17 protein-coding genes are annotated in these 17,839 nt (G+C 75.9%); 15 read left to right on the plus strand and 2 right to left on the minus strand.

What is annotated here, in order from left to right; translation table 11 throughout:
- Positions 1-9 precede the first annotated feature (9 nt).
- On the minus strand, positions 10-960 hold the full coding sequence (locus CSPHI_RS01105) for a DUF3109 family protein (protein ID WP_075691115.1): 951 nt from the start codon (positions 958-960) through the stop codon (positions 10-12).
- A 34-nt stretch (positions 961-994) separates the two neighbouring features.
- Here CSPHI_RS01105 and CSPHI_RS01110 point away from each other — a divergent pair, with 34 nt between their 5' ends.
- The 6 genes from CSPHI_RS01110 to CSPHI_RS01135 all read left to right on the plus strand — a co-directional run bounded on the left by CSPHI_RS01110 (position 995) and on the right by CSPHI_RS01135 (position 5,890).
- A complete protein-coding gene (locus CSPHI_RS01110) occupies positions 995-1,933 on the plus strand; it encodes a Ppx/GppA family phosphatase (protein ID WP_075691116.1) in 939 nt (312 codons plus the stop codon).
- A gap of 1 nt (position 1,934) precedes the next feature.
- Positions 1,935-3,224 (plus strand): hypothetical protein, encoded by a 1,290-nt coding sequence (locus CSPHI_RS01115; protein ID WP_075691117.1) that lies wholly within the window; start codon positions 1,935-1,937, stop codon positions 3,222-3,224.
- Positions 3,225-3,298: 74 nt separating this feature from the next.
- Positions 3,299-4,114: a pyrroline-5-carboxylate reductase gene (gene proC / locus CSPHI_RS01120; protein ID WP_075691118.1), complete on the plus strand. Its 816-nt coding sequence runs from the start codon at positions 3,299-3,301 to the stop codon at positions 4,112-4,114.
- A 183-nt stretch (positions 4,115-4,297) separates the two neighbouring features.
- Entirely contained in the window at positions 4,298-4,489 is a 192-nt protein-coding gene (locus tag CSPHI_RS01125) for a helix-turn-helix domain-containing protein (protein ID WP_075691119.1), read from the plus strand.
- Between the two features lie 173 nt (positions 4,490-4,662).
- On the plus strand, positions 4,663-4,764 hold the full coding sequence (locus tag CSPHI_RS01130; RefSeq protein WP_003855542.1) for a 30S ribosomal protein bS22: 102 nt from the start codon (positions 4,663-4,665) through the stop codon (positions 4,762-4,764).
- A gap of 79 nt (positions 4,765-4,843) precedes the next feature.
- On the plus strand, positions 4,844-5,890 hold the full coding sequence (locus CSPHI_RS01135; RefSeq protein ID WP_075691120.1) for a lysophospholipid acyltransferase family protein: 1,047 nt from the start codon (positions 4,844-4,846) through the stop codon (positions 5,888-5,890).
- Positions 5,891-5,897: 7 nt separating this feature from the next.
- On the opposite strand, the gene CSPHI_RS01140 is transcribed toward CSPHI_RS01135, so the two are convergent.
- Complete coding sequence (locus CSPHI_RS01140; protein ID WP_075691121.1) at positions 5,898-7,031, minus strand: HAD family hydrolase; 1,134 nt, start codon at positions 7,029-7,031, stop codon at positions 5,898-5,900.
- Positions 7,032-7,190: 159 nt separating this feature from the next.
- Here CSPHI_RS01140 and CSPHI_RS01145 point away from each other — a divergent pair, with 159 nt between their 5' ends.
- The 9 genes from CSPHI_RS01145 (at position 7,191) to hemL (ending at position 17,838) form a co-directional block, all read left to right on the plus strand.
- Positions 7,191-7,439 (plus strand): glutaredoxin family protein, encoded by a 249-nt coding sequence (locus CSPHI_RS01145; protein WP_075691122.1) that lies wholly within the window; start codon positions 7,191-7,193, stop codon positions 7,437-7,439.
- A 326-nt stretch (positions 7,440-7,765) separates the two neighbouring features.
- On the plus strand, positions 7,766-9,196 hold the full coding sequence (locus CSPHI_RS01150; RefSeq protein WP_075691123.1) for a glutamyl-tRNA reductase: 1,431 nt from the start codon (positions 7,766-7,768) through the stop codon (positions 9,194-9,196).
- 28 nt (positions 9,197-9,224) lie between these two features.
- Entirely contained in the window at positions 9,225-10,127 is a 903-nt protein-coding gene (gene hemC / locus CSPHI_RS01155; RefSeq protein WP_075693593.1) for a hydroxymethylbilane synthase, read from the plus strand.
- A gap of 77 nt (positions 10,128-10,204) precedes the next feature.
- On the plus strand, positions 10,205-11,869 hold the full coding sequence (locus CSPHI_RS01160; RefSeq protein ID WP_075691124.1) for a bifunctional uroporphyrinogen-III C-methyltransferase/uroporphyrinogen-III synthase: 1,665 nt from the start codon (positions 10,205-10,207) through the stop codon (positions 11,867-11,869).
- Between the two features lie 20 nt (positions 11,870-11,889).
- Positions 11,890-12,915, plus strand: a complete 1,026-nt coding sequence (gene hemB, locus CSPHI_RS01165; RefSeq protein ID WP_075691125.1) for a porphobilinogen synthase — start codon at positions 11,890-11,892, stop codon at positions 12,913-12,915.
- Complete coding sequence (locus tag CSPHI_RS01170) at positions 12,912-13,523, plus strand: hypothetical protein (RefSeq protein ID WP_075691126.1); 612 nt, start codon at positions 12,912-12,914, stop codon at positions 13,521-13,523. Before hemB ends, CSPHI_RS01170 begins: the two co-directional genes overlap by 4 nt.
- Positions 13,520-13,888 carry a hypothetical protein gene (locus tag CSPHI_RS01175; RefSeq protein ID WP_157118441.1) on the plus strand — a complete coding sequence of 123 codons (369 nt, stop codon included), beginning with the start codon at positions 13,520-13,522 and terminating at the stop codon, positions 13,886-13,888. The genes CSPHI_RS01170 and CSPHI_RS01175 overlap by 4 nt, the downstream gene beginning before the upstream one ends.
- Before the next feature lie 3 nt (positions 13,889-13,891).
- Positions 13,892-16,516 (plus strand): heavy metal translocating P-type ATPase, encoded by a 2,625-nt coding sequence (locus CSPHI_RS01180; RefSeq protein WP_075691128.1) that lies wholly within the window; start codon positions 13,892-13,894, stop codon positions 16,514-16,516.
- Entirely contained in the window at positions 16,504-17,838 is a 1,335-nt protein-coding gene (gene hemL, locus CSPHI_RS01185; RefSeq protein WP_075691129.1) for a glutamate-1-semialdehyde 2,1-aminomutase, read from the plus strand. The genes CSPHI_RS01180 and hemL overlap by 13 nt, the downstream gene beginning before the upstream one ends.
- Position 17,839 lies beyond the last annotated feature (1 nt).

Below are 17,839 nucleotides of genomic sequence, written 5' to 3' on the forward strand. Positions count from 1 at the left end.
GCCGGCGGGCTACACCGCGCCGGGGTCCAGGCCCTCCACCGCCGCCCGGGTCGCCGGGTGCACCGCCAGCAGCGGGTAGCCCGAGGGCCCGAAGGCGCGCCCCGCGGCGGCGGCCTCCCGGGCCCGCAGATGCGCGGCGAGCACCTCGAAGCAGTCGTCGCCGATGAGCTCGCGCAGCTCCCGCTCGGAGCTGCGCCACAGCGGCACGCCCCCGCCGTGGGTGGCCGGGGCGCCGGTGCACCACCAGTCGAATTCGGCGCCGCCGCCCCAGGCCCGCCGGTCGTACTCGGTGATCACGGTGCGCAGGATCTCCACCCCGTCCGGGCGGGTCTCCCAGTCCTGCAGCCGGCGCAGCGGCACCTGCCAGCACACGTCCGGCTTGGCCGCCACATGGTCCACGCCATGGGCCTCCGCCCACTGGTGCAGGGCGCAGCCGCGGCCGCCCGGCCAGTCCGCTCGGTTGGCGAAGACGCAGGCCCCGCCGACGGTGGCGGTGCGCAGCGCCGGCTCCATCTCCCCCTCCTCGTTCTCCAGCTCATCCCATTCCAGCCAGGGCTCCAGGGGCTCCGCCGGTCCCGCGGCGACCTCGGCGAACCAGTCGGCGACCGCCCCGGGCCGGTGCTGCCACCAGCCGCCGGGGTCGCCCGGCGCCGCCGGCGGCCGGGGGTCGTCCTCCATCGCGGCGACCACCCGGACCACCCGGTCGCGGTCCTCGGCGTCGCAGAGGAAGGCGCCGTGGATGCAGCAGCCGGCGTCGGCCCGGCCCGGGTCGATGCCCGGGCAGGCGTCGGTGCCGAAGGCGCACCGGTAGTGGGAGAGCAGCCAGGTCACGTCGCAGGAGATCAGGTGCTCCGGATCCGCCGGATCGGCGAACTCGAACCATTCCCGGGGGTGGTCCTCGGCGATTTCCGCGGCGGAGGGGCGGCCGCCGCGGCCGGGAGCGGGCTGGGGTGGATTCACACCGTGCCACCGTAGACCGTCTAAGTTGGTCACCGTGCGCTTAGGTGTCTTGGACGTTGGCAGCAATACCGTGCATCTCGTCATGGTCGATGCTCGACGCGGTGGCCACCCCACCCCGATGAGCGACAGCAAGTCGACGATGAAGCTGGTCGAGTACCTGGACCGGGAGGGCAACCTCTCCCGGAAGGGCATCGACAAGCTCACCGGCTACGTGGGCGAGGCCCGGCAGCTGGTCGACCGGATGAAATGCGAGGAGATGATCTCCTTCGCCACCTCGGCGGTGCGCGACGCCGCCAACGGGGAGGCGGTGCTCGACCACGTGGAGCGGGAGACCGGGATCCGGCTGGAGATCCTCTCCGGGGAGGACGAGGCGCGGCTGACCTTCCTCGCGGTGCGCCGCTGGTACGGCTGGTCCGCCGGCCGGATCATCAACCTGGACATCGGCGGCGGCTCCCTGGAGCTGACCTCCGGGGAGGACGAGGACCCGGAGGCGGCGTATTCGCTGCTGCTCGGCGCCGGCCGGCTCACCCACGAGTGGTTCGACACCGATCCGCCGGACCGGAAGAAGATCGCGCTGCTGCGCGACTACATCGACGCCGAGCTGGTCGCCCCGGCGAAGCACCTGCGCGCGCTCGGCGAGGCGGATCTCGCCGTGGCCACCTCCAAGACCTTCCGCACCCTGGCGCGGCTCACCGGCGCCGCGCCGAGCTCCGCGGGCCCCCGGGTGCGGCGCACCCTCACCGCCCCCGGCCTGCGGCAGCTCATCGCCTTCATCTCCCGGATGACCGCCGCGGACCGGGCCGAACTGGAGGGCGTGAGCGCGAACCGCTCGCACCAGATCGTCGCCGGTGCCCTTGTCGCCGAGGCGAGTATGCGATCATTGGGCCTGGAACAAGTGGAGATCTGCCCCTGGGCACTGCGGGAGGGGATCATCCTCCGCCGCCTGGACGGCGATCTCGACGGGAAGGGATGAGATGAGCGAAGAGAAGCTCACCGTCGCCGAGCTGCTGGCCCGCGCCGGCCGCGAGGCCGAGCCGACCGACGGCCGGCGCCGGCGCCGCCGGCGCAGCCTGGAGGAGGGCGGCATCTCGGTGGCCGACCTCACCGGCAAGCACCGCCGGGTCGAGGCCGAGGGCCCGCGCCGGGCCGCGCACGCCGCCCCCGAACCGGAGGCCGAGCAGCCCGCGCCCGCGGCACCGGCCCCGGAGCCCGCCGAGCCCGCACCCGCGCCCGCACCCGCGCCCGAGCCGGCCGCCCCCGCGGAACCGGCCGAACCCGAACCCGCACCCGAGCCCGCGCCGGTCGCCGAGGCCGCCCCCGCGGAACCGCCCGCCGCGGCCGCGCCCGCGGCCCCGGCCGCCCCCGCGGCGGGGGAGCGGACCCCCGACATCGGCGTGCCCGAGGCGATCCCGGTTGCCCCGGAGCCGGTGCTCGCCGCCCCCGGCGGCGAGGAGATCACCTTCACCTTCACCGCGCTGCATGACGCGGACACCGCCTCCACCCCGGTGGCCGAGCCGGGCCCGCTGGCCCGCGAGGCCCTCGGCGAGCCCCCCGCCCCGACCCCGACCCCGGCCGCGGCGGACGCGGCCCCGGGCGAGCCCGCGGTGCCCTCCTTCGCCGCGCACCGGCCGGCGGCGCCGGCCGCCCCCGAGGCCCCGGAGGCCCCGGAGGAGCCGGAGCCGGCCACCCCCGCCGATGCGCGCACCGACGTGCAGCCGGTGATCCGCGATGACGCCGACTACCCCCCGGCCCGCCCGGAGGCCCCCGAGGCCCCCGAGGCCGAGGAGGTCCCGGAGGCCCGGGCCTTCGCCGGCGGCTCCGCGCCGCTCGGCCGCGCCGCGGCCGAGGCCCCGGTGCGCGAGGAGCGCCCCGACCCGGACGCCGGGGTCGCCGCCGCGCGCACCCCGGGCGTCGAGGCGGACGGGGAGGCGACCACGTCCGCCGCCCCGGTGAAGGCGACGAAGGCGACGAAGGCCGATCGCGCCGAGCCGGTGGAGCTGGAGGACAACTCGCTGAGCATCGCCCTGCTCATCGTGCAGGTCATCGTGGGCCTCATCGCCGGGGCCTTCCTCTTCCTGGTGTTCAGCTTCCTGTGGACCGCGATGCCGCCGATCGCGGTGGCGCTCATCGCCGCCGCGGTGGTGATCGGGATGGTCGCCCTGGCCAATGCGCTGCGCCGGCGCCGGGACCGGTTCACCCCGGTGCTCGCCGGGATCGTCGGCCTGGCCCTGACCTTCGGGCCCTACGTGCTCACCCTGCTCTGAGCCGGCGGCCCCGCCGCCGCGAAAAGCGCCCCCGCCCTCGCGTGCGGGGGCGCTCTTTGGCACTATGGCGCCCTATGACACGGATAGCGGTAATCGGCGGCGGCAAAATCGGCACCGCCCTCATCGGCGGCCTCATCGACGGCGGGCACGCCCCGGACCGGGTGAGCGTCGCGGACCCGGCGCAGGAGGCCATCGCCCGGCTGCGCGGGGACTTCGGCGTGGTCGCCGCCGAGGACGCCCCCCATGCGGTGGAGAACGCCGACGTGGTCTTCCTCTGCGTCAAACCGCACCAGGTGGTCGGGGTGCTGGAGGAGATCGCGGACACCCTCGACGACTCCGACGGCAACCCGGTGGTGGTGTCCATGGCCGCCGGGATCACCCTGGCCACCCTGGAGCCGGCGGTGGGCGCCGGCACCCCGGTGGTGCGGGTGATGCCGAACACCCCGATGCTGGTCGGCCGGGGCGTCGCCGCGATCGCGCCGGGGCGCTACGCCACCGCCGAGGTGCTCGACCTGGTCGCCGGGCTGCTCGAGCAGGTCGGCGTCGTGGAGCGGGTCACCGAGGCGCAGCTGGACGCGGTGACCGCCATCTCCGGGTCCGGGCCGGCCTACTTCTTCCAGTTCGTGGAGGCCATGTGCGATGGCGGGGTGAGCCTGGGGCTGACCCGGGAGCAGTCGCTGCGGCTGGCCGCGGAGACCATGGCCGGCGCCGCGGAGATGCTCTCCCGGCCGGGGGCGGACCCGGTGCGGCTGCGCGCGGACGTGTCCTCCCCGGGCGGCACCACCGTGCACGCCACCCGGGCCCTGGACGAGGCGGGGCTGCGCGGGGCGGTGTACGCGGCGATGCAGGCCTGCCACGACCGTTCCGCGCAGCTGGGCCGGGCCGACTGAGGCCACCCCCGCAGGGGGCCCCGCGGCCCGGTCCGCGGAGGTCACTCGGGCAACTTCGACCCCTTTCCCCTCTCGTATCGCATTTGCCCCATCGTTAACGCTAAGGTGGGGAACGCACGCGCGTGTCACATCACCGCAGGAGGGGAAGCCTGCGGCGCGGAGCGTGCGCGAAGGGAATGGATAATGGCGAACAGCGATAACGGCACGTTTCTCACGGTCGCGGAGGTCGCGGACATCATGCGCGTGTCCAAGATGACCGTCTACCGGCTGGTGCACTCCGGCGAACTGCCGGCGGTGCGCGTGGGCCGCTCCTTCCGGGTCCATGAGAAGGCCGTCGCGGAGTACCTGGAGTCCTCCTCCTACCAGGCCGGCTGAGCGGCACCCGGGCGCGGGCCGTTTGACCGGCGCCCGCCCCGCCCCGCTATGATTGGCCCATTGCGCGCGCCCGGCCGACGCCGTGCGACGGGCCGCCCCCGGCCCGCGTGCGGACCCCCGCCCGCGGGCGCGGGCCGCACGCATACGACGACGAAGGAAGCGAGGACGCCCCGATGGGTTCCGTCATCAAGAAGCGCCGCAAGCGCATGTCGAAGAAGAAGCACCGCAAGATGCTCCGCCGCACCCGGGTGCAGCGCCGGAAGCTCGGCAAGTAGCCCCGGCGAGCATCGCCCGCCCGTCCCGCAGCCCGCGGGGCGGGCGTTCGCGTTCCCGGGGCGCGGTAGGGTCGGGCGCATGAGCGACGGCCCGGACATGGACTTCGTCGAGGCGGCGTGGCTGCCCGGCCTCGCGCCCCTCTACGACTCCTGGTTCCGGGTCGAGGTCACCGGCGCGGAGCGGATCCCGCGCACCGGCGGGGCGCTGCTGGTGGGCAACCACTCCGGCAATCTGCCGGTGGACGCGCTGATGACCCAGGTGGCGGTGCACCGGGCCACCGGGCGGTGGACCCGGCTGCTCGCCGGGGACGTCGCCTGGGCGGTCGGCCCGGTCGCCGAGCTGGCCGGCCGGCTCGGCGCGGTGCGCGCCGACCCCGCCAACGCGCACGCCCTGCTGCGCGCCGGCTGGCTGGTCGGCGACTACCCGGAGGGCTACCGGGGCCTGGGCAAGCCGTACTCCCGCCGCTATGAGCTGCAGCGCTTTGGCCGCGGCGGCTTCGCCGCCCTCGCGCTGCGCCATGACGCGCCCATCGTGCCGGTCGCGGTGACCGGGGCGGAGGAGATCTACCCGCAGCTCGGGGCGCTGTTCCGCGGCGCCGAACTGCTCGGCGGGGACGCGGTGGACCGCGTCGGCGGGGTGCGCGCCGCCGGCGCCGCCGGCATCGACGAGGCCCTGGAGGCCCTGGTGCTCGGGGTCGGGGACCTGCTCGCCGACTCCACGCGCACCCCGCCGGCCCGGCTGCCCGGGTTCCTGCTCGGCGAGGACGGCCGCAAGCGCCGCGCCGCGCTGGTGGCCATGCTGCGGGACCTGGTGCTGGCCACCGCCCGCGGGCTCGGCGTGCCCTATGTGCCGATCACCCCCTTCTTCCCCTGGCTGGGCGCCCTCGGCGCGGTGCCGCTGCCCTCGAAATGGCGGATCGACGTCCTCGAGCCGGTGGACGCCCGCACCTGGGCGGCGGCGCACCGGGAGCGGGTGATGGAGCCGGGGGCCAACGCCCCCGGGCCGCGCGGCGCGGAGCTGGCCGCCGACCCGGTGAGCGTGCTCGGCCTCACCGAGGAGGTGCGCTCCCGGATCCAGGACCGGCTCCTGGAGCGGCTGCGCACCCGGCCCAGCGCCTTCTACTGAGCCGGGCTCACCGGCCCGGGCCGCGCCCGCGCCGCCGGTCCGCCCGGCCCGCGGCGAGCGCCGCGCCGAGCACCCCCGCTCCGGCGACCCCGGCGGCCCCGGCGGCGGCCACCGCCCCGGCCGGGGTGGCCGCCGCCGCCCGGGCCCGCCGCACCAGCCGGGGGCCGTGATCCAGGGCGGCGGTGGCGGTGCGGCGCAGCCGCCGGTAGTCGCGCACCGGCCAGCCCCGCTCCCGGGCGGCCCGGCGCAGCCGCCGATCCGGGTTCACCGCCACCGCGGTGCCCACCATGGTCAGCATCGGCAGATCGTTGGCGGAGTCGGAGTAGGCGGTGCACCGGGCGAGATCCAGGCCCCGGGAGGCCGCCAGCGCCGCCACCGCGTGCTTCTTGCCCGGCCCGTGCAGGATGTCGCCGACCAGCCGGCCGGTGAACAGGCCCCGCTCGTCGACCTCGGCGACGGTGCCCAGCGCCCCGGTGAACCCGTGCCGGCGGGCGATGATCTGGGCCAGCTGCACCGGGGTGGCGGTGACCAGCCACACCTCCTGTCCCGCGGCCAGGTGCAGATCCGCCAGCTCCCGGGTGCCGTCGTAGATCCGCTCGCCCATCGACTCCTCGAAGATCTCCTCCGCCAGGGCGACGACCTCGCTGACCCGGTGGCCCCGGATGAACTCCAGGGCCTGCTCCCGGCCGGCCGCCACGTCCCGGGGGTTCTCCGTGCCGGAGATCCGGAACTTCAGCTGCTTCCAGGCCATGGAGGCGATGTCGCCGGGGGCGAAGAAGCCGCGCCGGGCCAGTCCCGCCCCGAAGAGCACGATCGAGGCGCCCTGGATGAGGGTGTTGTCCACGTCGAAGAAGGCCGCCGCCCCCGGATCCGGCGGGATCGCCGGATCCGCCGGGGCCGGGGCCTCCCCGGCGGCGGCCCGCGCCCCGGCCACCGAGCGGTACCCGGCGGCCAGCTCCTCCCCGGCGACGTCGTAGTACGCGCCGAGGGCGGCCAGCGCCGCGGCCTCGCCGGCGGCCCGCTGCGATTCCGGGCCCAGCGGGCGCAGCGCCACGTTCTCCAGGAAATTGCGCACCGCGCCGTGGGAGGGCACCAGATCGTTGAGGATCGCGCCGGTGGGCACGGGATCGGGGTGGGGCACGCGGGGTCCTTTCGGCTGCCGGGTGAGGCTGCGGTTCATGGTAGGCCCGTCGCGCCCGCCGCGCCCGGCGGGCGCGGGCCGGCCGCGCCCACCGGGTAGGATGCGCCCCGGCGCGGGTTCCCGCGCGCGGGATGCGGGATAGGGGAAGGAGCCTCCGCGATGATCACGGTGACCCTGCTGACCCGGGCCGGCTGCGGCTCCTGCGATCGGGTGGCGGCGCAGATCCGCCCGGTGGTCGCCGCCGAGGCCGCCCGGCTGGAGATCCGCGACGTCGACGCCGGCGACGGCGCCGAGGCGGTGGAGTTCGGCGACCGGGTGCCGGTGGTGCTCGTCGAGGACGAGGAGATCGCCTGCTGGGAGATCGACGACGAGGAGCTCGTCGAGGCGATCCGGGGCGCCCGCGGCTGAACCGCGGCGGCGGCTGCGCGATCGGCGCGCGCGGCGGGGCCGATCCGCGCATCGGCGGGGCCCCGGGCGGGGGTGCGGTGGTGGTCGCGGCGGGTGCCGGGCGGCGGCGGGGGGTGCGCGCGCGTTTGTGGAATGCGCCCGGGCACCACTAGCGTGGATGGGAGCCAGCCCGGACTGCAGCGGGCCCACGATCCTCGCCCCCGACGATAGGGCATGGCGGTTCACCCATCCGCACCGGGTCGCGGTTCCGCCGGCAGTCACGGAAAACCCGCCCGCCCACAGTCACGTGCGCGGGCTTTGAAGGAACGGATAGCGGTGGTAGCTCCGTGAGTGTTCTGCTCGTCGGGATGTCGCATAGATCCGCCCCGGTGCCCATGCTCGAGCGGGTCACCGTGGCCGAGGGGGACTGCCCCGGCACCCTCGCCCGGCTCCTCGCCGAGGACGCCGTCGCCGAGGCGATGCTGCTGTCGACCTGCAACCGGGTCGAGTACTACGTGGCCTGCCGGGGCTTCCACGCGGGCCTGTCCGCGGTGATGCGCGAAATCGTCGGCCGCACCGGCTTCGACGTCGACGAGCTCACCCCGCACCTCTACGTCCGCTACGCCGAGGGCGCCGCCGAGCACATGCTCTCCGTGGCCTCCGGCCTGGACTCCATGGTGATCGGGGAGCAGCAGATCCTGGGCCAGCTGCGCGCCGCCTACACCCTGGCCGACGACTGCGGCACCACCGGCCGCACCATCCACGATCTCGCCCAGCGCGCCCTGCACACCGGCAAGCGGGTGCACGCCGAGACCAGCATCGACGACGCCGGGGCGTCCATGGTCTCCGTCGCCGTGGACGAGGCGATCCGGGCCCTGGTCGACGAGGACCGGGCCCGCTCGGCGGCGCCCCTGGCCGGGCGGAGCGCCCTGGTGCTCGGCGCCGGGGCGATGAGCTCCCTCGCCGCCACCCACCTGGGCCGGGCCGGGATCTCCCGGATCACCGTGGCCAACCGCAGCCTGGGCCGCGCCGAGGCGCTGGCCCGGCACTCCATCGAGGCCGGGGTGCCCGCCGAGGCGATCGCCCTGGCCGACTACGCCGCGGCCATCGACGCCGCGGACATCCTGGTCACCGCCACCGGGGCGGTGTCCCCGGTGGTCTCCCGGGCCGACGTCGCCGCGGCGATGCGCCGCCGCGGCGGGGCGCCGCTGGCCGTGGTGGACCTCTCCATGCCCCGCGACGTCGCCGACGGGGTCGGCGAGATCCCCGGGGTGGCGCTGCTGGACATCGAGCACCTCCAGCTCAGCGCCACGCACCGGCTGGGCCGCGATGACGAGGCCGCCGCCCGCGCCATCGTGGACGCCGAACTCGACGCCTACCTGCGCGACCAGCGCGCCCTGGAGGTCGCGCCCACCGTCAAGGCGCTGCGCGAACGCGCCGGGGACGTGGTCTCCGCGGAGCTGATCCGCCTGGAGGCGAAGACCCCGGGGCTCACCGAGCGGGAGCGCGCGGAGGTCGCCCGCACCGTGCGCCGGGTGGTGGACAAGCTGCTGCACGTGCCCACCGTGCAGGTGAAGAAGCTCTCCTCCGCCCCCGGCGGCGCCTCCTACGCCGCCGCCCTGCAGCGGCTCTTCGACCTGCCCCTGGAGACCCCCGGCGGGCTCTACGGGGACACCGACATCCCCGCCGATCTGATGGTCGGCGACCGGATGGGCGGATTCACCGCACACGACTACGGCGCCATGCTGCGCCCCGGAACAGGAGGAACCCGTGGCTGAGACCGCCCGCCCCGGCGAATCCGGGCAGGTGATCCGGATCGGCACCCGCGGCTCGGAGCTGGCGACCACCCAGTCCGGGCACGTCCGCGACGCGCTGACCCGCAACGGGCACCCCGCGGAGCTGACCATCGTGAAGACCGCCGGGGACCACAACCGGCATGACCCGGTGGAGAAGATCGGCATCGGCGTGTTCACCCAGGCGCTGCGCCATGCGCTGCGTACCGGGGTGTGCGATATCGCGGTGCACTCCTTCAAGGACCTGCCCACCGCCGAGGAGGAGGACCTGGTCCTCGCCGCGGTGCCGGCCCGGGAGGACCCCCGGGAGGTGCTGGTCTCGCGCACCGGGGCCACCCTCGCGGAACTGCCCGCCGGGGCGAAGGTGGGCACCTCCGCGCCGCGGCGGGTCGCCCAGCTGCGGGCGCTGCGCCCGGACCTGGAGATCCGGCCGCTGCGCGGCAACATCGAGACCCGGATGTCCCGGGTGCGCGAGGACCTCGACGCGGTGATCCTGGCCCGCGCCGGGCTGGCCCGCACCGGCCGGCTGGCGATGGCCGCCCAGTCCCTGGACGTCACCGAGCTTATGCCCGCCCCCGCCCAGGGCGCCCTGGCCGTGGAATGCCGGGCCGATGACGTGGAGCTGGCGCTGGCGCTGCGCCGGGTGGACCACCGGCCCACCCGGGTGCGCGCCATCGCCGAACGCACCATCCTGGAGGTGCTGCAGGCCGGCTGCACCGCCCCGGTCGGGGCGCACGCCACCCTCACCGGCGGGGTGCTGCACCTCACCGCCGGAGTGTTCGGCCTGGACGGCGGGCGCCGCCTGGTGCGCGCCGCCGCCGGCGACCCGGATCGGCCCCGCGATCTGGGCCGGGAGGTCGCCGGGGCGCTGCTGGCGGCCGGCGCCCACGAGATCATGGGCGACACCCTGCGGTGAGCCCCGCCCCGGCCCGCCGGCCCCGCCGCCCCCACGACCCCATCCCGAAGAACCGATAGAGAAGCAGACACCGACACATGAGCACCGCCCGCACCACGCCCGCTGGGCGCATCCTGTTCGTCGGCGCAGGCCCCGGTAACCCGGATCTGCTGACCCTGCGCGCCCGCGAGGTGCTGACCACCACATCCGTCGCCTACGTCGACGACGCCGTGCTGCCCGGGGTGCGCGACCTGGTCGCCGCCGAGCTGCCCGTGCCCGAGGAGAAGATCGAGGCCGCCGAGGAGGCCTACCGGCGGCTGTGCGAGGACACCCGGGCCGCCGGGGTCCGGCGCAAGCCCCCGCGGCCGGCCCCGCCCACCGCCGCGGAGCTGCGCGCCCCGCTGGCCGACCCCCGGGAGATGAGCCGGGAGCTGGTCGCCGAGGCCCGCCGCGGCCATGACGTGATCCGGCTGGTCGCCGGCAACCCGCTCACCGACGACCGGGTGCTCGCCGAGATCACCGCGGTGAGCCGGTGCAGCGTGGAGTTCCAGATCGTGCCCGGGATGAGCGTGCCCTCCACGGTGCCCGCCTTCGCCGGGATCGCGCTGGGCTCCACCTACACCGAAACCGACCTGGGCCGGGCCGACGTGGACTGGGATGAGCTGGCCGCCGCCCCGCAGCCGCTGGTGCTGCAGGCCGTCGCCGACGATCTCGGCGCCATCGTCGGCGAGCTCTCCGCCCGGGGGCTGCCGGCGAGCCTGCCCGCCTCGGTGACCGTCAACGGCACCACCCGGCTGCAGCGCACCTACGACGTCACCCTGGGCACCCTCGCCCAGCTCGACGGGGACCTCTCCGGGCCCCTGGTGGTCACCCTGGGCAAGGGCGTGGACGGCCGCTCCAAGTACTCCTGGTGGGAGAACCGGGCCCTCTACGGCTGGAACGTGCTGGTGCCCCGGGCCAAGGGCCAGGCCGGGCCGATGAGCGCCCGGCTGGCCGCGCATGGCGCGATCCCGGTGGAGGTGCCGACCATCTCCATCGAGCCGCCGCGCAGCCCCGCCCAGATGGAGCGCGCGATCAAGGGCCTGGTGGACGGCGACTACCAGTGGGTGGTGTTCACCTCCGTGAACGCGGTGACCGCGGTATGGGAGAAGTTCACCGAATTCGGCCTGGACGCGCGCAGCTTCGCCGGGATCCGGATCGCCGCGGTCGGGCACAAGACCGCCGAGGCGATCCGGGAGCTCGGCATCGTCCCGGAGCTGCTGCCCGACGAGTCCCGGCAGAACGCCGCCGGCATCGTCGACGTCTTCCCCGAGTTCATCGAGGGCATGGACCCGGTGGACCGGGTGCTGCTGCCCCGGGCCGACATCGGCACCGACGTGCTGGTGGAGGGCCTGCAGGAGCTCGGCTGGCAGGTCGACGACGTCACCGCCTACCGCACCGTGCGCGCCGCCCCGCCCAGCGCCGACATCCGGGACATGATCAAGACCGGCGGCTTCGACGCGGTGTGCTTCACCTCCGGGTCCACGGTGAAGAACCTCATCGGCATCGCCGGCAAACCGCATGCCCGCACCATCATCGCCTGCATCGGGCCGATGGCGGCGGCCACCGCCCGCGAATACGGGCTGCGCGTGGACGTGCAGCCGGAGCGCGCCGGGGTGGTCGACCTGGTCGACGCGCTCGCCGAGCACGTCGCCGCGCTGCGCGCCGCCGGGCAGCTGCCCCCGCCGCGGAAGAAGCGCCGGCGCAAGGCCGCGGGCCGCTGACGGGCCGTATCGTGGGGGCCATGAACGACTTCGCCACCGCAGACCCCGCCCCCGCCCCGGTGCGCCGGCCGCGCCGGCTGCGCGCCACCCCGGTGCTGCGCCGGATGACCGCGGAGACCTCCCTGGAGCCCCGGCACCTGATCCTGCCCATGTTCGTCGCCGACGGCATCGACGAGCCCAGGCCCATCTCCTCGCTGCCCGGGGTGGTGCAGCACACCATGGACTCCCTCGTCGCCGCGGTCGCCGAGGCCGTCGAGGCCGGGGTGCCCTGCGTGGACCTCTTCGGGGTGCCCCGCCCCGGGGACAAGGACGCCGAGGGCTCCGCCTCCTGGGACCCGGAGGGGGTGCTCAACCGGGCCCTGGCCCGGCTGCGCCGCGAATTCGGCGATGCGGTGGTGCTGATGGCCGACACCTGCCTCGACGAGTTCACCGACCACGGCCACTGCGGGGTGCTGCGCGACTCCCGCGGCGGCACCGTGGTGGACAATGACGCCACCCTGGTCAACTACCGGCGGATGGCGCTGGCCCAGGCCGAGGCCGGGGCGCACGTGGTCAGCCCCTCCGGGATGATGGACGGCCAGGTCGAGGCGATCCGGGACGCCCTCGACGCCGGCGGCCACACCGACACCGCGATCATGGCCTACTCCGCGAAATTCGCCTCCGCCTTCTACGGGCCCTTCCGGGAGGCGGTCGGCTCCAGCCTGCGCGGCGACCGGCGCACCTACCAGCAGGACCCGGCCAACCGCCGGGAGGCGCTGCTGGAGGCGGAGCTCGACGTCGCCGAGGGCGCCGACTTCGTCATGGTCAAACCCGCCATGGCCTACCTCGACGTGCTGCGCGAGGTCGCCGACGCCTCCCCGGTGCCGGTGGCCGCCTACCAGGTCTCCGGGGAGTACGCGATGATCTGCGCCGCCGGGGAGCGCGGCTGGATCGACCGGGACGCCGCCCTCGCCGAGTCGGTGCTGGCCATCCGCCGCGCCGGCGCCGACCAGGTGCTCACCTACGCCGCGGTGGAGCTGGCCCGGCGGCTGCGGGGGGACCGGTGAGCGGCGCCGCCGGGCGGCCGGCGCGGGCGCCGGAGGAGATCGGCGGCGCCCGGCAGGCCTGGCTGGCCACCTGCGCGCTGCAGGCCGCCGGGGCGGCGACCACCGCCTGGGTGGGCCTGGCCGATCCGGCGGCGGTGGCCGCCCGGGTGCGCGAGCAGGGCCTGCTGGGGGAGTGGTTCGCCGGGATCGGCCCCGCCGAGCTCATCGCCGCGGCCCGCTCCGCGGCCGTGCTCTCCCTCGCCACCACCCTGGTCTTCTGCGCCTTCTTCGCCTTCGCGGTGTCCCGGATGGCCCGCGGCGCGGCCTGGGCGCGCACCGTGCTCATCGCCGGCAGCGTCTTCCTGGTGCTGCAGGCCGCCCTGCTGCTGCTCGGCGCGGAGGGGGAGCTGCCCGCCCCGGCGGTGCCGGACTGGCTGCGCTTCCTCGACGGGGGCCTGGCCATCGCCTCGGCCTGCGCCGCCGCCGCGGGGCTGGTGCTGGCCTCCACCGCCGCCGCCCGCGGCTGGTGCACCGGCGACCGGGGCCGGCGCGGGGGCGAGGGGGAGCGGGACCGGCCCGCCGGCGGCGCCGGCCCGGACCGCGGCGATGACGGGGGGAGCGCGCGATGAGCGCCCCCGGTGGCGGGGCCGGCTGGTGGCGGCCGATGCTGCTGCTCGGCGCCTGGGCGGCGCTGGCGGCGTCCACGGTGCTCCTCGCCGGCGATCTCGGCGCCGCCCCCGCCGCGGTGGCCCGGGACATCCGGATCGTCGGCGGCGCCGGGATCCTCGCCGCCGCGGCCACCATCGCCTTCCTGCCCCGGGCGGGGCGGGCGGGACCGCGCCGCTGGTTCACCGCCGCGCTGGCGCTCTACGCCCTCGCCGCGGTGCTCGGCATGATCTCCGGGGCGGTGCGGCCGGTGGCCGGGCTGCCGCTCGTCCCGCTCGCCCTCGGCCGCTACGGCCTCGCCGTCGCCGGCACCGGAACCAGGAGGTAGGGGATGGAACGCGAATCCACCGGGGTGCCCGAACTCGACGCGCGGGTGCGCGAACTCGACGAAATCGACGACCGGGTGACCATCGCCATCCAGGAGGCCAAGGCCGCCGCGGCGAAGATCCGCTCCTCCCGCTCCTCCGCGGAGGAGGAGAGCGCCGGGCAGCGCCTGGCCCGGCGCACCGGGATCGCGCGCACCTCCTTCGGCATGGTGCTCTACGGCCTCGACGAGGTCACCGACGCCGCCGACGCGGAGGAGGCGCTGCAGTCCATCCCCGGGGTGATCGCCACCGTGGTGTACCACACCGGCCGGGCCTGGATCACCGCCCCCGATGACGTCACCCCGGACCAGCTCATCGACGTGCTCGCCGAGATCGGCATCGACGCCGGGCTCACCCGCTCCTCGCTGCGCCGCCGCGCCACCCGGCTGGACACCCGGCCCCGGCGCCGGCCCGCGGTGCCCGCGGCCGCCCAGCAGCTCGCCGAGGCCCGGGCCCGCCGCCAGGAGGCGGCGCTGCGCGAGGCCGCCGGGGACGGGGAGGTGCTCTTCACCGCCCGGGAGCTGGTCACCCGGCTGCGCTTCTGGGTCTCCCTGGTGCTCGCCGTGCCGGTGATCGCGCTGAGCCTCAACGAGGCCTGGCAGTTCCCCGGCTGGCAGTTCCTCGTCGCCGCGCTCTCCACCGTGGTGGTGCTGTGGGGGGCCTGGCCCTTCCACCGGGCGATGGCCGGGGCGCTGCGCCGCCGGATGTCCGCCCTGGACGGGGCCAGCGATGTCGCGATCCTGCTGTCCTGGGGCTGGTCCATGGCGGAGCTGGGCTTCGGCGCCCCCCGGCACCTGGGCTTCACCACCGCCCCGACCTGGTTCGCCTTCAACTACGACCCGGCCGCGCCCGCGGAACTGTACTTCGACGTCGCCTGCGGCGTGACCGTGCTGCTGCTCGGCGGCCGGCTGCTCACCCGCTACAACCGGGTGCGCTCCGGGGCCCTGATCCGCAAACTGCGGATCCCCTCCGACCGGCTGGTCACCGTGGTGCGCAAAACCGGGCCCTCGGCCACCCCGGTGAAGCGCCGGGTGCCGATCGCCGAACTCAACATCGGCGAGGACCTGCTGGTGCCGCCCGGGCAGGTGATCCCGGTGGACGGCTCCGTCATCGGCGGCTCCTCCCCCGTGGACGCCGCCATCGTCGACGGCCCCCCGGAGCCGGTGGAGGTCAAGGTGGGCTCCCGGGTGTGGGCGGGCAGCGTCAACCACGGCGCCACTCTGAAGATCCGGGTCGCCCGCACCGGCTCGAAGACCCGGGCGGCGACCCTGCTGCGCTGGGTGCGCCGGGCGATCCGGGAGGAGGACGCCGCCCACCAGACCGCGATCCGGGCCGCCTCCACCCTGGTGCCGGTCACCCTGGGCCTGGCCCTGGTCGCCTTCGGGGTGTGGTGGCTGGTCACCGGCACCCCCGGCGGGGCCTTCTCCGTGGCCCTGGCCATGCTCTCCTGCGTCGCCCCGGTGGCGCTGGCCATGTCCACCTCCATCGTGCTGCGGCTGGGCATCCTCACCGGCGCCGGGCACGGGCTGCTGCTGCGCAACGCGGACACGGTGCGCACCCTCGCCGACGTGGACGCGGTGCTGTTCAACCGGGTGGGCACCCTCACCGAGGGGGAGATGCACGTCGTCGCGGTGGCCCCCGCGGAGGGGGAGAACGCGGAGCTGGTGCTGCGGGTCGCCGGGGCGCTGGTGATGGAATCCGACCACCCCATCTCCAACGCGATCACCCGGGCCTGCCGGCAGGCCCGCGACTCCGGCGCCGGCGGCGAGGACGTGCCGCACTGGATCGAGGTCGGCCACGCCGGGATCGCCGCCGACGGCGCCTTCACCGGGCAGATCGAGATCCCGGTGCGCGCCGAGGACGGCACCCGGGAGACCCGCAGCGTGGAGGCCCGGCTGTGGCGGCCCCGGGAGCTCACCGAACTCGACGAGCGGATGGCGGTGGCCGCCCTCGCCGGGGGCGCTCCGCTGGTGGTCAGCTGGCGGGGCCGGGTGCGCGGGGTGATCACCGTCGCCGAGGACATCAAGCCCGACGCGGTCGAGGGCGTGGACCGGCTGGAGGAGATGGGGGTGACCACCATCATGGTCACCCGGGACGCCTACCCGGTGGCCCGCCGCTTCGCCGACCGGCTGGGCATCTCCCGGGTGGTCGCCGGGGTGGTGCCCGCCGGCAAACCCGGGGCGGTGCGCGCGGTGCGCACCGGCGGGGAGGCGGTGGTCATGGTCGGCGGCCCCGACGTGGTGGAGTCGCTGCGGGTCGCCGACGTGGGCATGCTGATGAACGAGGCCGACGCCGCCGGCGGGCTGGAGCTCGACGCGGTGGACGTGGTCTCGCTGCGCTCCCGGGTCACCGGGGTCGCCGAGGCGATCGGGCTGGCCCGGCAGATCCGCCGGATCATGGACTCCAACATCATGATCGCCTGGATCTACAACGCCGCGGCGCTGCTGCTGGCCCTGGTCGGCCTGCTGCACCCGCTGATGGCGGCGGTGCTCATGGTCGCCTCCGGGCTGCTCATCGAATGGCGCTCCCGCTGGATGCGCCGGCCCAGGCTGGCCCACCTGGGCGGGCCTTCCCTACGATGGTGGCCGTGACCGACACCGCAGACACCGCCGCCCAGCCCACCGCCGCCTCCGCCGACTGGTTCGACCACGCCCGCCGGGTCACCCCCGGCGGGGTGAACTCCCCGGTGCGCGCCTTCGGCTCCGTCGGCGGGGTGCCCCGCTTCATCGCCTCCGCCGCCGGCTCCCGGCTCACCGACGTCGACGGCAACGAGTACGTCGACCTGGTGTGCTCCTGGGGGCCGATGCTGATGGGGCACGCCCACCCCGAGGTGGTCGCCGCGGTGCGCGAGGCCGCCGGCCGGGGCCTGTCCTTCGGCACCCCCACCACCGGGGAGGTGGAGCTGGCCGAGGAGATCATCGCCCGCTCCTCCGCCGAGGAGGTGCGCCTGGTCAACTCCGGCACCGAGGCCACCATGTCCGCGGTGCGGCTGGCCCGCGGCGCCACCGGCCGGTCCAAGATCATCAAGTTCGCGGGCTGCTACCACGGCCACGTCGACGCGCTGCTCGCCGCCGCCGGCTCCGGGGTGGCCACCTTCGGCCTGCCCGATTCGCCCGGGGTGACCGGGGCGGCCGCGGCGGACACCATCGTGGTGCCCTACAACGACCTCGACGCCGTCCGCGCCGCCTTCGAGGCGCACCCCGGGGAGGTGGCCTGCGTCATCGCCGAGGCCGCCGCCGGGAACATGGGCGTGGTCGCCCCCGCGCCGGGCTTCAACGCCGCGCTGCTCGAGCTCGCCCACGACCATGGCGCGCTGCTCATCCTCGACGAGGTGATGACCGGCTTCCGGGCCTCCCGCACCGGCTGGTACGGCGTCGACGGGGTCGCCGCGGACCTGGTCACCTTCGGCAAGGTGGTCTCCGGCGGGCTGCCCGCGGCCGCCTTCGGCGGGCGCGCCGAGATCATGGAGCGCCTCGCCCCGAACGGGCCGGTGTACCAGGCCGGCACCCTGTCCGGGAACCCGGTGGCCGTCGCCGCCGGGCTGGCCAGCCTGCGCGCCGCCGATGACGCGGTCTACGAGAGGGTCGCCGCCAACGCCGACCGGCTGGACCGGATCCTCTCCGGGGCGCTGGCCGCCGCAGGGGTGGCGCACCACATCCAGCGCGCCGCGACCATGCTCTCCCCCCGCTTCGCCGAGGGGGAGGGGCGGAACTTCGCGGACATGCAGGCCGCGGAGACCTTCCGCTACCCGGCCTTCTTCCACGCCCTGCTCGAGCACGGGGTCTACGCCCCGCCGAGCTGCTTCGAATCCTGGTTCGTCTCCTCGGCGCTCACCGAGGAGGACTTCCGGATCATCGAGGCCGCCGCCGGGCCCGCCGCCGAGGCCGCCGCCGCGGCCGTCCCGGGGGCCTGAG

This window comes from Corynebacterium sphenisci DSM 44792 (assembly GCF_001941505.1).
Lineage (GTDB): Bacteria > Actinomycetota > Actinomycetes > Mycobacteriales > Mycobacteriaceae > Corynebacterium > Corynebacterium sphenisci.